This window comes from Pseudomonas sp. JDS08PS003 (assembly GCF_045013505.1).
Taxonomy (GTDB): domain Bacteria; phylum Pseudomonadota; class Gammaproteobacteria; order Pseudomonadales; family Pseudomonadaceae; genus Aquipseudomonas; species Aquipseudomonas protegens_B.
Genome location: NZ_CP120724.1, coordinates 5,648,638 through 5,663,506, shown reverse-complemented (window position 1 = coordinate 5,663,506; position 14,869 = coordinate 5,648,638). Strand labels below are relative to the sequence as shown.

Annotated in this window: 14 protein-coding genes; 9 read left to right on the top strand and 5 right to left on the bottom strand. The window is 59.0% G+C overall.

Annotation, left to right across the window (positions count from 1 at the left end):
* Positions 1-100: 100 nt before the first annotated feature.
* Together argJ and P7C00_RS25085 are read left to right on the top strand one after the other, a co-directional pair.
* Positions 101-1,318, top strand: coding sequence for a bifunctional glutamate N-acetyltransferase/amino-acid acetyltransferase ArgJ (argJ, locus tag P7C00_RS25090; RefSeq protein ID WP_404937542.1), 1,218 nt, complete (start codon positions 101-103; stop codon positions 1,316-1,318).
* Positions 1,319-1,436: 118 nt separating this feature from the next.
* Positions 1,437-2,381 (top strand): Nudix family hydrolase, encoded by a 945-nt coding sequence (locus tag P7C00_RS25085; RefSeq protein WP_404937541.1) that lies wholly within the window; start codon positions 1,437-1,439, stop codon positions 2,379-2,381.
* Between the two features lie 108 nt (positions 2,382-2,489).
* Here the strand turns inward: P7C00_RS25085 and P7C00_RS25080 are convergent, their stop codons facing one another.
* The 3 genes from P7C00_RS25080 to P7C00_RS25070 are packed head-to-tail and all read right to left on the bottom strand — an operon-like array spanning position 2,490 to position 6,079.
* Entirely contained in the window at positions 2,490-3,077 is a 588-nt protein-coding gene (locus tag P7C00_RS25080; protein ID WP_346632448.1) for a cob(I)yrinic acid a,c-diamide adenosyltransferase, read from the bottom strand.
* 2 nt (positions 3,078-3,079) lie between these two features.
* Complete coding sequence (locus P7C00_RS25075; RefSeq protein ID WP_346632447.1) at positions 3,080-5,116, bottom strand: ATP-binding protein; 2,037 nt, start codon at positions 5,114-5,116, stop codon at positions 3,080-3,082.
* Between the two features lie 45 nt (positions 5,117-5,161).
* Positions 5,162-6,079 carry a putative 2-dehydropantoate 2-reductase gene (locus tag P7C00_RS25070; RefSeq protein WP_346632446.1) on the bottom strand — a complete coding sequence of 306 codons (918 nt, stop codon included), beginning with the start codon at positions 6,077-6,079 and terminating at the stop codon, positions 5,162-5,164.
* A gap of 143 nt (positions 6,080-6,222) precedes the next feature.
* Here P7C00_RS25070 and P7C00_RS25065 point away from each other — a divergent pair, with 143 nt between their 5' ends.
* Positions 6,223-6,708, top strand: a complete 486-nt coding sequence (locus tag P7C00_RS25065) for a YajQ family cyclic di-GMP-binding protein (RefSeq protein ID WP_346632445.1) — start codon at positions 6,223-6,225, stop codon at positions 6,706-6,708.
* Positions 6,709-6,844: 136 nt separating this feature from the next.
* Entirely contained in the window at positions 6,845-7,687 is an 843-nt protein-coding gene (locus P7C00_RS25060; protein WP_404937540.1) for a mechanosensitive ion channel family protein, read from the top strand.
* A 278-nt stretch (positions 7,688-7,965) separates the two neighbouring features.
* On the opposite strand, the gene P7C00_RS25055 is transcribed toward P7C00_RS25060, so the two are convergent.
* Entirely contained in the window at positions 7,966-9,306 is a 1,341-nt protein-coding gene (locus P7C00_RS25055) for an OprD family porin (RefSeq protein ID WP_102860552.1), read from the bottom strand.
* Between the two features lie 931 nt (positions 9,307-10,237).
* Here P7C00_RS25055 and P7C00_RS25050 point away from each other — a divergent pair.
* The gene (locus P7C00_RS25050) at positions 10,238-10,663 is read left to right on the top strand and encodes an HIT domain-containing protein (RefSeq protein ID WP_404937539.1); all 426 of its coding nucleotides are present in this window, start codon (positions 10,238-10,240) and stop codon (positions 10,661-10,663) included.
* Between the two features lie 3 nt (positions 10,664-10,666).
* Positions 10,667-10,873: a SlyX family protein gene (locus P7C00_RS25045; RefSeq protein ID WP_346632442.1), complete on the top strand. Its 207-nt coding sequence runs from the start codon at positions 10,667-10,669 to the stop codon at positions 10,871-10,873.
* 66 nt (positions 10,874-10,939) lie between these two features.
* Here the strand turns inward: P7C00_RS25045 and P7C00_RS25040 are convergent, their stop codons facing one another.
* Entirely contained in the window at positions 10,940-11,545 is a 606-nt protein-coding gene (locus P7C00_RS25040) for a cold-shock protein (RefSeq protein WP_346632441.1), read from the bottom strand.
* A 464-nt stretch (positions 11,546-12,009) separates the two neighbouring features.
* On the opposite strand from P7C00_RS25040, the gene P7C00_RS25035 reads away from it, so the two are divergent.
* From P7C00_RS25035 to aspS, 3 genes are all read left to right on the top strand, one after another.
* Positions 12,010-12,483 (top strand): Dps family protein, encoded by a 474-nt coding sequence (locus P7C00_RS25035; protein WP_011063023.1) that lies wholly within the window; start codon positions 12,010-12,012, stop codon positions 12,481-12,483.
* Positions 12,484-12,671: 188 nt separating this feature from the next.
* Positions 12,672-12,893, top strand: coding sequence for an FmdB family zinc ribbon protein (locus tag P7C00_RS25030; protein WP_010457489.1), 222 nt, complete (start codon positions 12,672-12,674; stop codon positions 12,891-12,893).
* A gap of 95 nt (positions 12,894-12,988) precedes the next feature.
* Positions 12,989-14,764: an aspartate--tRNA ligase gene (gene aspS / locus P7C00_RS25025; protein ID WP_404937538.1), complete on the top strand. Its 1,776-nt coding sequence runs from the start codon at positions 12,989-12,991 to the stop codon at positions 14,762-14,764.
* Positions 14,765-14,869: the final 105 nt, after the last annotated feature.

Genomic DNA, 14,869 nt, shown 5'->3' with positions numbered 1-14,869 from the left:
ACACCCGCGCCGTGACGGCATCCGCCGTCGCGGCGTTTTTCCATTTGCAACACCGTCTTTTGAGACGACGGTGCAGACACCTGATAAGAGGAGCGCATTCATGGCTGTTGGTCTTGGTCCTTTGCCTACGTTGCACCCGGTTGCCGGTTTCGAGCTCGGCATCGCTTCGGCCGGCATCAAGCGCCCCGGGCGCAAGGATGTGGTGGTCATGCGCTGTGCCGAAGGCTCCACCGTGGCTGGAGTGTTCACGCTCAACGCGTTCTGCGCGGCACCGGTGATCCTGGCCAAGCAGCGTGTGCAGGGGCCGGTGCGTTATCTGCTGACCAACACCGGTAATGCCAACGCTGGTACCGGCGAGCCGGGCCTGGCTGCTGCAACCCGTACCTGCGCCAAGCTGGCGGAGCTGACCGGCGTCGATGCCAGCGCTGTGCTGCCGTATTCCACCGGCGTGATTGGCGAGCCGCTGCCGGTAGAGAAAATTGAGGGTGCTCTGCAAGCCGCGCTGGATGACCTGTCCGTGGGCAACTGGGCGGCCGCGGCCACCGGGATCATGACCACCGACACCCTGCCCAAAGGCGCCAGCCGTCAGTTCCAGCACGATGGCGTGACCATCACCGTGACCGGTATCAGCAAGGGGGCGGGGATGATCCGTCCGAACATGGCCACCATGCTCGGCTACATCGCCACCGATGCCAAAGTCTCCCGGGAAGTGCTGCAGAACCTGTTGCTGGACGGTGCCAACAAGTCTTTCAACCGCATCACCATCGACGGCGATACCTCGACCAACGATTGCTGCATGCTGATCGCCACTGGTCAGGCCAAGCTGCCGGAAATCACCCAGGCCGAGGGGCCGCTGTTCGCTGCCCTGAAACAGGCGGTGTTCGAGGTTTGCATGGAAGTGGCCCAGGCCATCGTCCGTGACGGCGAAGGTGCAACCAAGTTCGTCACCGTTGAAGTCAACGGCGGCGGCACTCATCAGGAATGCCTGGACGTGGGCTACACCGTAGCTCACTCGCCGCTGATCAAGACGGCCCTGTTCGCCTCCGATCCGAACTGGGGTCGCATCCTCGCCGCTGTGGGCCGTGCTGGCGTCACGGATCTGGATGTCAGCAAGATCGATGTATTCCTCGGCGAAGTCTGCATTGCCAGCCGCGGCGCGCGGGCTGCCAGTTACACCGAGGCCCAGGGCGCGGCAGTGATGCAGCAGGAAGAAATCACCATTCGCATCGAACTGGGTCGTGGTACGTGCAGCGAGACCATCTGGACCACGGACCTGTCTCACGAATACGTGAAGATCAACGCGGAATACCGCACTTAAAAACCTCTCCGGCAACGCCGCTCCACCCACTGTAGGAGCCGGCTTGCCGGCGAAGCGCACATATCAACGCCTGGCCTGTAAGGGCCAGGCCCAATGCCTGATCAGAGGAAACAGTGCGGTGAAACGAGTACATGTGGCTGCGGCCGTCATCCGGGATGCCACCGGCAAGATCCTGATTGCCCGGCGTGCCGATACTCAGCATCAAGGTGGCCTGTGGGAGTTTCCCGGAGGCAAGGTCGAGGCCGGTGAAGCGGTACAAGCCGCGCTGGCCCGTGAACTGCAGGAAGAGCTGGGCATCGTCGTACAGATGGCGCGCCCGCTGATCAAAGTGCAGCACGACTATCCGGACAAACAGGTGTTGCTGGATGTCTGGGAAGTCTCGGCGTTCAGTGGCCAAGCCCACGGCGCGGAAGGGCAGCCCCTGGCGTGGGTCAGCCCTCGTGAGTTGGCCGATTATGAGTTCCCCGCAGCCAATCAGCCGATTGTCGCTGCAGCGCGTTTACCCGCTCACTACCTGATTACCCCGGAAGGCCTGGAAACCCCGACCTTGCTGCGTGGCATGCAGAAGGCCATCGCCCAGGGCTGCAAGCTGATTCAGTTGCGGGCTCCTGGTGGCTACGATCCCCAGTACCGCGATCTGGCAGTGGACGCAGTGGGCCTGTGTGCGGGCAAGGCGCAGTTGATGCTCAAGGGGCCGTTCGAGTGGCTAGGGGATTTCCCCTCTGCCGGCTGGCACATTACTGCGGCGCAATTGCGCAAGTACGCCAGCGCCGGGCGGCCTTTTGGCAATGATCGCTGGCTGGCCGCCTCCTGCCATAACGCCGAAGAGTTGTCCCTGGCGCAGCAGATGGATGTGGATTTCGTGACCTTGTCCCCGGTTCAGCCGACCCAGACTCACCCCGATGCCCAACCCCTGGGTTGGGAGCAGGCGCAGCAGTTGATCAGCAGTTTCAACAGGCCCGTCTATCTGCTGGGGGGCGTGGGGCCTGCCGAATGTCAGCAAGCCTGGGAAGCCGGTGCTCAAGGTGTTGCCGGTATCCGCGCCTTCTGGCCACAGGACTGAAGACATCCTCTGTGGCAGCGCTGGCTAGCAGCCGTCTATGCAGGAACTGGCTTGCCAGCGAAGGCGTCGTTGGGCGTTGTGCAAACCTTTTCGCCGGCAAGCCGGCGCCTACGCCGAGGGGGTGGGTTTGGCGGCGGCCTGCCAGAGGATTTCGGCGATGCCTTGGCGCTTGGCAATCAGGCGTGCGGCGACAAACAGCAGGTCCGACAGGCGATTGATGTAGGCCAGTCCTACTCCCTGCAAGGGTTCCACCGCATTCAGGTGTTGGCAGCGACGCTCGGCGCTGCGAGCCAGGCTGCGGCAAACATGGGCCTGGGCGATCAGTGACGAACCGCCGGGCAGGATGAAGTTCTCCAGGGGGCCCAGCTCTTCATTCCAGACATCGATGGCCGCCTCAAGACGCTCCACCTCGGCCTCGTTGAGTGCTTGATACACCGGCATTGCCAGTTCGCCCCCCAGATCGAACAGCCGGTGCTGACAGGGTGCCAATACCTCGATGACTTCCTTGAAGCCCGGGCAGGTATCAACCTGCTCCTCCAGGCCGGCCAGGAGCAGTCCCAGCTGGCTGTTCAAGGTGTCGACTTCACCAATGGCTTCCACTCGAGGATGATCCTTGGCAACCCGGCGGCCGTCTCCGAGCCCGGTTTCGCCTTTGTCGCCGGTGCGGGTGTAAATCTTCGACAAGCGAAAACCCATGCTTAGTTCTCCAGTGGTAGGGGTTCTTGAATCTGGGGCTGGCTGCTGGCCAGGGGCAGGCGCAAGGTAAAGCAGGTGCCTTGGCCCCGGGTCGATTGCACTTCCATTTGCCCCTTGTGGTTGTTGGTGATGATGAAGTACGACACTGAAAGTCCGAGTCCGGTGCCCTGGCCGATCTCCTTGGTGGTGAAGAAGGGCTCGAAGGTGCGTTTGCGAACGCTCTCGCTCATGCCGATACCGTTGTCTTCCACCTGGATTTCCGCCCAGGGAGGATTGAGTCGGGTACGCAGGATGATGCGTCCCGGTTCGCTGTCGTCATCGCGCTGATGAATGGCCTGGGCTGCGTTCTTCAGCAGATTGAGCAGCACCTGCTCCAGTTCGTTGGCGGTGCCCGGGACCGGGCCCAGATTCGGGTCGAACTGGCGAATGATGGCCTGGCCCTTGAAGTCGAAACCTATGGCCAGGTCGAAGTCGTTACTGGCGATTTCTACCGCTTGGTCGATCAGTGCCGGCAGGTCGCACGGCGCCATCTGCCGATTGCTGCGTCGGCTGAAACTGAGCATGTGGGTGACGATTTTTGCTGCCCGTGCCCCAGCTTGTTGAATGCCGTCCAGCAGGAGTGGTACTTCACGGCTGTCCAGGTAGCGATTGACGGTTTGCAGTTCGACGCCGATCTGCTGCGCATGTTCGAGGTTCTTTGGCAGTTCGGGCGATAGCCGGCGGCGAATGTTCTGCACGTTGTGCAGGATCGCTCCCAAAGGGTTGTTGATCTCGTGGGCCATGCCGGCCGCAAGACCACCCACCGAAAGCATCTTCTCCGATTGCACCATCATTTCTTCCAGGGACAGGCGCTGGGTGATGTCGTCGATCCGGATCACCACGCCGCGTCCGGCGCCGCCCATCAGTGGGTAGAAGGTCAGGGCATAGTGCTTGGCCTCCTCATCCTTGAACCAGGTCACCCGCTCGACCTTGGTGACGGTGTGTTGCTCGACGGTTTCCTTGAGTTGCGGCAGGAACGGTTTGAGGGGTTCGAAGGCGAGGAAGATCGGCTGGTTCAGGGCTTCGTCCAGGCGGGTGCCGGACAGGGCGCTGGCCTCCTGGTTCCATTGGGTAACGTACAGCTGTTCGTCCAGCGCGATCAGCGCCGAGGGCATGGAGTCGATGATGCTGTTGAGGTAGTTCTGGAAGCCGGTGAGCTTCTTCTCGATCTTGCTGCGCACCTGGACTTCCAGTTCCAGCTTGCGGTTGGTATGGCGGGTTTCTTCCGCCAGTCCCTGGGCCTGATCGTAGGCAGCCTGGGAGTCGTCCCGGGCACGCTTGAGCTGTTGCTCCCGGGCTTCGATACGCGACAGCATGGTGTTGAAGGCTTCCGCCAGGCTGCCGATTTCATCGTGGTTGCCCCGGGAGGCGCGCAGCGAGTAGTTCTCCTCGCGAGTCACCTGACGCGAAAGCACTTCGAGCTGGTGAATCGGTTGGGTGATCAGGCGCTTGATCTGCCGCGCGATGATCAACCACAGCAACACGCTGAAAATGAGGATCCCGAGGCTTGCGGTGAGGGTGCCAGTGTAGAACGCCATTGGCAGTTCGCTGGTGGCCACCAGCAACAGATGGCCTGGCGCCTGGCCCGGGCGAGGCAAAGCGATCACTTGGTTGCTGCGAAATTCGGTCAGTTGCCAGGCTTCGATGTGCCGGTAGCGTTCGGGCAGTTTGAGGTGCTCTCCGTGTTGCAGTTGGGCCAGACGCATGCCCTTGCCGTCATAGAGGGCGGCCGCTCGCAGCGGGGTGTAGCTGTCCAGCTCGCTGAGCAGCTTTTGTGCATCTTCGGGAGAGTTCAGAGCCTGTACCGCCAAGGCCGGGTTGGAGACCAGCCGGCCGATGGTCTGTAGTGCCTGGGGCGCCATGCTTTCCTGGGATATCCAGTAAGCGGCGCTGATAAAGGTCAGATTGGCGACCAACAGCACGGTGGTCAACAGGACAAGCAGGGCGGCCAGGAGCTTTTGGCCCACGGGCAGGTTTTCAAGACGCTGGCGCAATGGCATCGGCTATATCGCTGGAGATGAGCAAGTGGGCAGCGTAGCCGCTGCTCAGGCGCTGGGCAATCCGCGTAGACGCAGGTGGCTCACCAGGCGTTGCTGCAACTGTTGCAGATGAGGCAACTGCAAGCGGTGACGGGCCGCGGCCTGGCAGGCATAGCCCAGTAAATAGCTGATTTCGGTCCGTCGTTGACTGGCCACATCCTGATGCATCGAGGAGTAGTTGGCGGCGGTGGCCTGGATGACCCGTTCCACCTCTTGCTGCAGGTTTTCCGCCGCGGTGGGTTGTCCGCAGCATTGCAACAACTCGCTCAGCTCGGCGCACAAGGTTGCCACTTCACATTGGTGTTGCTGCAGGCCGCCGTTGCGGCAGTCGTGCAGCACCGTCAAAGGATTGATTGCACAATTGAGCGCCAGCTTGCGCCAGAGTCGGGTCAGTATCTGGGTGCTCCATTCGTGAGGGATGCCACTGGCGCTCAACTCATCCAGCCAGATCGGTGGGGTAGGGTGGCCTGAGTCGCCAAGCCAGGTGTAGCCATGGCCGGCAAAGACCACACGCCAGTCACCATCGCGAAATGCGCCTTCGGTGCTGGAGGCGGCGATGCAGCGCGCGTTGGGCACTCTGGCGGCCACCGCGTCCTGGCTGCCCAGGCCATTTTGCAGCAGGATCAGTTCGGCGCCCTGGGCCAGGCGGGGGGCGATACTGGCCACCGCCGCTTCGGCGTCGTAGGCCTTGCACGCCAGCAGCAGGCGGTGGATAGGTGCGGGGCTATCGCAGGTTTCCCCGGGAATCGCCTGCAAGCTGCTTTGGCCCTGCTCTACCAGGGTCAGGCCGCCCGCCGCCTGATAGGCCTGCAGGCGTGCCTGATCGCGCAGTATCAGGCGCACCGGCAAGCCGGCGCGGGCCAGGCGGGTGGCCCACAAGGTGCCGAGGCTGCCGGCGCCGAGAACATGCCAGGTCGTGGACATCAAGTTTTCGCTCTGTTTGGCAGCCCCGCAGAGGGCGCGCGGTGAAGGAGGGGAAAGACCCGTTATAATGAGCGCGGATTTTAACCGCAAGCCGGGCGTGTTCGATGTTTTGAACAGCGCCCCTTTTTATTTGGAGAGATTACATGCCGTCGTTTGACGTGGTATCCGAACTGGACAAGCACGAAGTCACCAACGCGGTGGAAAACGCCGTCAAGGAACTGGACCGCCGCTATGACTTGAAGGGCAAGGGTAGCTTCGAGTTCAAGGAAAAGGATCTGGCCGTCAACCTGACCGCCGAAGCCGAATTCCAGCTCGAGGCCATGATCGAGATCCTCAAGCTGGCCCTGGTCAAGCGCAAGATCGACGTGCAGTGCCTGGAGGTCAAGGACGCCTACGCCTCGGGCAAGGTGATGAAGCAGGAGGCCGTACTCAAGGAAGGTATCGATAAAGAGTTGGCGAAGAAGATCGTCGCTCATATCAAGGATGCCAAGCTGAAAGTACAGGCTGCCATTCAAGGCGAGCAGGTACGCGTCACCGGCAAGAAGCGCGACGATCTGCAAGAGGCCATCGCCGCTCTGCGTGCCAAAGAATTCGGCATGCCGCTGCAGTTCAACAACTTCCGCGACTGATCCGCTTCTCCGGGAACCTCTAGAGCTTTTTGGCGTCCGAGGCCGGAGCAATGGCAGAAACGATTGAGCTCCAGGCGAGCCGGTCGTTCTGCCGGTCAGTCAAGCACGCCGTAACCCCGGGAATCTGGAGAGATAGATGGATTTGAACGCTGAAGTAGACAACCTGGTCCGGGCTTCCCAAGCCTGGATTCCCATGATCATGGAATACGGCAGCCGTGTGCTGCTGGCGGTACTCACCCTGGCCATCGGCTGGTGGCTGATCAACAAGTTGACTCATAAAGTGGGCAAGCTGCTGGCGCTGCGCAATGCCGATCTGGCGTTACAAGGCTTTATCAGCAGCTTGGCCAACATCATTCTCAAGGTGCTGCTGATCGTCAGTGTGGCCTCGATGATTGGTGTAGAAACCACCTCTTTCGTCGCCGCGATCGGTGCCGCCGGTCTGGCCATCGGCCTGGCCTTGCAAGGCAGTCTGGCGAACTTCGCCGGCGGGGTGCTGATCCTGCTGTTCCGTCCGTTCCGCATTGGCGATTTCATCGAAGCTCAGGGCATCAGCGGTAGCGTGGACAGCATTCAGATCTTCCACACCGTGCTGCGTACCGGTGACAACAAGACGGTGATCGTGCCCAACGGCAATCTGTCCAACGGCATCATCACCAACTACAACCGTCAGCCGACCCGCAAGGTAGTGTTCGACGTGGGTGTGGATTATGACGCGGACCTGCAGAAGGCCCGTGAAGTGTTGCTGGAGCTGGCCAAGGATGAGCGTGTACTGGCCGATCCGGCGCCAGTAGCAGTGGTTTCCACTTTGGGCGACAGCGCGATTACCCTGTCATTGCGGGTGTGGGTCAAGACGGCGGATTACTGGGATGTGATGTTCCGGTTCAATGAATTGTCCCGTGATCGCTTGAAGGCGGCAGGTATTGATATTCCCTTTCCACAGCGAGTCATTCGTGTGGTTCAGGAAACGGCAACGCAATAAGTCAGTTTTATGAGTTGGCCGTTCGGTCAACTAGTGCTGTTCAAGACAAGGGGCTATCAGCCCCTTGTTTGTTTTCACGGGCGGCCATTGATAACTATCAAGTTGCAATCAGCGTCAGCGGACAACAACTATTGATGCTTGCCTGCTTAGTTAGCTTGCTATTTAGTTTGTCTTTTCGTCGCCAATGTTTTTTGCAAGCATAAAAAAACCGCCGACCTGATTCAGGGCGGCGGTTTTTATTTTAACTGCGTGTTAGTGCATTCAGCTGAGCACTGAAATTACAAGATGCTCAGTGGATACTCTACGATCAGACGCAGGTCGTTCAGGTTGTCGTAGTTGGTCGCGCGGTAATCGCTGTTGGTACCACGATAGATCGCGTTACGCAGACGGAAGGACAAGTCCTTGGCCGGGCCTTCCTGCAGTACGTACTTGGCTTCTACGTCCCACTCGTGCTCTTTGCCATCGCTGGAGTCGGCAACGGTAACGTTGCTGCCACGAATGTAGCGGGTCATGAAGCTCAGGCCAGGTACGCCGAAGGAGGCCATGTTCAGGTCGTAGCGCGCCTGCCAGGATTTCTCGTCTTCACCAACGAAGTCGGAGATCTGCACGGAGTTGGCTACGTAAACGGTACCGCCACCGTCGACGCCGTAGTTGTAACCGGTTTTACCAGCGGACTGCTGGAAGGCCAGGGTGAACTTGTGGGCTTCGATGCTATAGGCGGCTGCCAGGCTCCAGACGCGGTTGTCCAGGTCGCCGGCCAGTTTCTTGCCGTCGTCCTTGCTGCGGTAGCCGTTGAAGTCGAAGTTCAACGACTGTTTGTCGCTCAGTGGCAGGGTGTAGTTGACGTTGACGTACTGCTTCTTCCAGTAGTCTTCAACGTCGGAGGCGTGCACGGCGAAAATGAAGTTCTCAAGACCCGAGTAGGTGAAGCCAGCGATGTTCGCTGCGCTCAGCCCTGGGTTTTGCTTGCCGGTGACACGGCTGCGACCGTTGATGCTGTCACGGCCCATGCCGGTTTGCGCGCTCAGAGCGGTGAAGCGACCGGCGCTCAGTTCCAGACCCTTGATCTCGTTGCTGGTGATCAGGGTACCGGTGGCGACTTCAGGCAACAGACGGCCGTCGTCGGTGGTGAAGACCGGGCTGGATACGAACTGGTTGCCGTATTTCAGAACGGTGTCGGAGATGCGGAATTTCGCTGCCGCGCCCAGTTTGGACTGAGTGTTTTCCGGTTCGCCGGAACCATTGGTAGCGAACAAACCGTTACCGGCACGACCTGCGCCGCCGTCGAGTTTCACGCTGCCCATGGCCATGGCATCGACACCGACACCGACAGTGCCCTGGGTGAAGCCGGATTGATAGTTGAGCAACTCGCTGATACCGGTGTCTTGACGGTAGCCGCTGGTTTTATCGTCAGTACCAGTGGTGTAAGTACCGTTACCACGACGCACGTTGCCCACGCCGTCTTTATAGTCACGGTTCATGTACATCGCACGGGTTTTCGCGGTCAGGGTGCTGTCTTCGATAAAGCCCTTTGCGTCGTCCTGGGAGGACGCGATTGCGAACTGCGAGGTGCCTGCTGATACAGCCAGGGCGATCATGCTCCACTTCATCACGCGCATCGTGATTTGCTCCTTTGGTTTTTAGAAGAGTACTGCCGTCCCACCTGTTTTATTATCTGGGCGGCTCTTTCTTTTTGTGTCGGCGCAAACTTATATCACGCTGACAATGTTGGCGATACTTGCCTATCTATCCTTTCAGCTTCTTTACGACCCTGTCGCAAATTGCTCGATCGGTGTCGCAATTCTGCAGTCAGTCTGTATCCGGACCAACAACTTATGCAGTGTTCTTCGAAGCAATATCACGAGGAATTAAGCCCCCCATGCACACACTCTACAAAGCACCGCGGGGCAACCCTGCCACTATTATTATGAGTCTGTGATGGGCCACTTCGGATGGCCCGCCGCAGACGATGTCGGGTTGAATGCAACAAGCGTGCACAAATCGAATTTGCTCCGTCTTTTTTCTTCTGGGCGGCATGCCGACCTGTAAAAACCGCATAAAATCGCCATTTCAAGCGTCTTTTTGTTTGGCTTGACGCGATGCTCTTCCTAGTGCAGGACTGTGCAATAAGTTGCACAGCGTGCCAAAACGTTACCGCTGCACACTGCAAAGTGAGTAAACGGCGGATGCTTGAGGAATTTAGCGTAGACCGCCTGTGCGATTCTGGTGCAAAACTTTTGCAACGCTGTGCACGGTTCATACAGTAGTGGGCAGATAGAGTGAGGAACATCAATGGCTTAGCCAGTCACTTTTTGGGCATTTTCTGCGTGTTGTGCGCAAATGGTGCGAGATGCAGGAAAGTGTTCTGCTATGGGGCGTGGCTCTTGCATTGAAGTCGGCTCCTTGCCGGGAGTAAGAAGGCGCTATCGGGGCTCAGGCTCATTGACCATGAAGCCCAATGCATTCGCAGGTATGCTGCGCGTCTGTCGCCTGGCGAGTGTCGTTGATGCTGAGGGCCAGGCTGGAATGAGCTGAGCGGGAGTAAGCGCGGTGTTCACTTTAGATTCACGGCTGCAACAAGACACATTGCCTATCGGGGATTTCCCCCTCTGTCGGTTGCTGCTGTCCAATGACGCAAACTATCCCTGGTTCATCCTGGTGCCACGTCGAGAAGATATCAGCGAGTTGTTTCAGCTGGATGTCACCGACCAGCAGCAACTGTGGCAGGAAACCACGGTTCTGGCTGAAGTGCTCAAGGACTCCTTCGACGCCGACAAGATGAATGTGGCAACCCTGGGTAACGTGGTCAGCCAGTTGCATATGCATGTAATCGTGCGTAAGCGCGATGATGTGGCTTGGCCTGCGCCGGTATGGGGCAAGCACCCGGCCAAACCTTACAATTCGCAGCAGGTTGCGGCGATCCGTGATCGGCTGCGGGTGGTGTTGGCCGATGATTTCCAGTTTCTGGAGGGCTGAGTCATGAGTCTGGAAGAACGTGTAACCGATCTGGAGAGCCGCCTGGCGTTCCAGGACGACACCATTCAAGCCTTGAACGATGTTCTGGTATCGCAACAGAAGATTGTGGAACGCCTGCAGTTGCAGATGAGTGCCTTGCTCAAGCGTCAGGAAGAAATGGTCGGGCAGTTCGAATCTTTCGAGGAGGAGGCGCCGCCCCCGCATTATTGAGGGAGAGCAGCTGTCTTTGAGGTATAAAAAAAACCGCGCCTTGGCGCGGTTTTTTGTGGGCGCGGATCAGCGGCGCGGCAATGCAGCGATGACATCTTCGGCTTGCAGGCCCTTGTCGCGGTTCATCACCGAAAACTCTACGCGCTGGCCTTCTACCAGGACACGGTGGCCTTCTCCGCGAATGGCGCGAAAGTGCACGAAGATATCGTCGCCGGAGTCCCGGGAGATAAAGCCGAAACCCTTGGACGTGTTGAACCACTTCACGGTGCCGGTATCGCGGTTGCTCATGTCGTAGGCAGGCGCTGCGGAGGCCGCCGGTGAGGACTTGTAAAAGCTGATGGCCAGATGCAGGACCACGGCGAGCAGAGCGGTCAGCAGGCTGACCAGGACCGCCGGTTGGCCACCAATGACTGGCATTGGTGCCAGCAGGGTGAGGGTTTGCAGGACGACGACCAGTACCAGCAGGGCGCTGACCAGATTCTGCAGATGATGGCGCGAGCCTTTGTTCCAGTAAGGGATAACTGGAGCGAGGATCAGGTTGAGCAGGCCGAAAAGGGCCAGGTAAATAGCATCGGGTTGTTGCAGGTAGGGAATTGCGTCGGATCTAAGGCTCGGAATCAAGGACAGCAGCAAAGCTGCAATGCCTGTCAGCAGGTGGACGATTTTCAACATTTTGATTAACTCACGTTAAGAAGGAAGCACAAGGAAGAGCTGATCACGCACGGTTCGCTTCTGAACAAATAGGTGAGGCGGTGGTTACGTACGCGGTGTCAGCCTATGCGCGCTGGCCGAAGAAATAGGCAACAGCGACACGGGCTCTATTTAACAGCAAAGCCCAGGCCTTCTCAAATCAGTAGCGGCCCTCGGCGGGAGGCTGGAAATGCAGCGGGGCAGGTGGTGGATTCGCAGCATCGGGCAAAGACCTGTTCTAGACGGATGGCAGAGGTTTTTTCAAGGAACGTCGGTTTTCCCCTGCTGTCAGAGCTGGCTCGAACTCAACGCTTAAAAGCCTTGGCTGGGCCGCGAGACAATCCACCGCAGGCGGATCGACGATCCGGGTCGGCGGGGGAGCAGTACTCTTGCTAGAGTGGTCCGGCAGCTGATTGGGTGAATCCATCCCGTTAACGGAGAGAAACATGGCAATTGATATCGGTATCAGCGAAGAAGATCGTAAATCCATCGTCGACGGTCTTTCCCGTCTGCTTTCGGATACTTACGTGTTGTACCTGAAAACCCATAACTTCCATTGGAACGTCACCGGCCCACAATTTCGCACCCTGCACCTGATGTTCGAAGAGCAATACAACGAACTGGCCCTGGCCGTTGACCTGATTGCCGAACGTATCCGTGCCTTGGGCTTCCCGGCTCCGGGCGCCTATTCCATTTATGCCCGACTGTCCTCGATCAAGGAGGAGGAGGGCGTGCCGGCGGCTGAAGAAATGATCAAACAGCTGGTGGCCGGTCAGGAAGCGGTAACCCGCACCGCCCGCGGCATCTTTCCGTTGCTGGACAAAGTCAGCGATGAGCCGACCGCGGATCTGCTGACCCAGCGTATGCAGGTGCATGAAAAAACCGCGTGGATGCTGCGCTCTCTGCTGGAAAATCGTTAAGCCTGTAATAGCGAATGGCGTCCAAGGCGTCATTCGCACCTTTTCGCAGCGTCCGCTATCTATATGGTCATACGGCTGCACAGGGCCGATTTAATGGATATAATCCCGCTCTTTGCTAGGTAGCCCGAGCTTTGGCGTGGGCTCTGGCTGTAGTTCAAGCAGTAATCTGGATTGCCGAGACGCTCCCCATGCCCATGTACGACTACCAATGCGCTTCCTGTGGTCATCAGTTGGAAGCCATTCAAAAGATCAGCGCCGCGCCGCTGGTCGACTGCCCTGCCTGCCAGGCGCCTGAACTGAAAAAGATGCTGTCCATGCCCGGTTTCCGCCTCAGTGGTACTGGCTGGTATGAAACTGACTTCAAGACCGGCTCCAAGAAGAACCTGGCCGGTGGCGACAAAGCTGACTAAGTTGAACGACACGCGCGAGTTCTTGCACTATCCGGCACCTTGAGGTGCGCAAGGCCTCCATCGAATTTCGAATTACGAGAAGTGAAACCACTACCATGATGCGCAGCCATTATTGCGGCCAACTGAACGAAAGCCTGGAAGGTCAGGAAGTAACCCTTTGCGGATGGGTCCACCGTCGCCGTGACCATGGCGGAGTGATTTTCCTCGATATCCGTGATCGTGAAGGTCTGGCCCAGGTGGTGTTCGACCCGGACCGCGCTGAAACCTTCGCCGCCGCCGACCGCGTGCGCAGCGAATACGTAGTCAAGATCACCGGTAAGGTGCGTCTGCGTCCGGCCGGTGCCGGCAACGCCAACATGGCTTCGGGCATGATCGAAGTGCTGGGCTACGAGCTGGAAGTGCTGAACGAAGCGGAAACCCCGCCGTTCCCGCTCAACGAATACTCCGACGTGGGTGAAGAAACCCGTCTGCGCTATCGCTTCATCGACCTGCGTCGTCCGGAAATGGCCGAGAAGCTGCGCCTGCGTTCGCGCATGACCACCAGCATCCGTCGCTACCTGGACGAGAACGGTTTCCTCGACGTGGAAACCCCGATCCTGACTCGCGCCACCCCTGAAGGTGCTCGCGACTATCTGGTGCCGAGCCGTACCCATGCCGGCAGCTTCTTCGCTCTGCCGCAATCGCCACAGCTGTTCAAGCAGCTGCTGATGGTGGCCGGCTTCGATCGCTACTATCAGATCGCCAAGTGCTTCCGCGACGAAGACCTGCGTGCCGACCGTCAGCCTGAGTTCACTCAGATCGACATCGAGACCAGCTTCCTCGATGAAAAAGACATCATGGGCCTGACCGAAGGCATGATCCGCAACCTGTTCAAGGAAGTGCTGGATCTGGAATTCGGCGAATTCCCGCACATGACTTTCGAAGAAGCCATGCGTCGCTATGGTTCCGACAAGCCGGACCTGCGCAACCCGCTGGAACTGGTGGACGTTGCCGACCAGCTCAAAGAAGTGGAATTCAAGGTGTTCAGCGGCCCGGCCAACGATCCGAAATGCCGTATTGCCGCCTTGCGCGTTCCAGGCGGGGCGAGCATGCCGCGCAAGCAGATCGACGATTACACCAAGTTTGTCGGCATCTACGGTGCCAAGGGCCTGGCCTACATCAAGGTCAACGAGCGCGCCAAGGGTGTTGAAGGTCTGCAATCGCCGATCGTGAAAAACATCCCGGAAGCCAACCTGAACGTGATCCTGGATCGCGTGGGTGCGGTCGACGGCGATATCGTGTTCTTCGGTGCCGACAAGGCCAAGATCGTCAGCGAAGCCCTGGGCGCCCTGCGCATCAAGCTCGGTCACGACCTGAACCTGCTGACCTGCGAATGGGCTCCGATGTGGGTAGTCGACTTCCCGATGTTCGAAGAGAACGACGACGGCAGCTTCACCGCCTTGCACCACCCGTTCACCGCGCCGAAATGCTCGCCTGAAGAACTGGAAGCCAACCCGGCTATCGCTCTGTCGCGCGCTTACGACATGGTGCTGAACGGCACCGAGCTGGGTGGCGGTTCGATCCGTATCCACCGCAAGGAAATGCAGCAAGCGGTATTCCGCCTGCTGGGTATCAGCGAAGCCGAGCAGGAAGAGAAGTTCGGCTTCCTGCTGGACGCCCTCAAGTACGGCGCGCCGCCGCACGGTGGCCTGGCCTTCGGCCTGGACCGTTTGGTGATGCTGATGACCGGCGCCCAGTCGATCCGTGAAGTGATCGCTTTCCCGAAAACCCAGAGCGCGGCCTGCGTCATGACTCAGGCACCGGGTCTGGTGGATGCCAAGGCTCTGCGCGAGCTGCACATCCGCCTGCGCGAACAGCCCAAGGCTGAGTAAGCCGGCCCGATAAGGCGCACCTTCGGGTGCGCTTTTTCTATGGGTCGAGTTTTTGTTGCCCGCACCCGCCAAGTGGCGTGGGCAATGTTTCAAAGAGAATTTGGA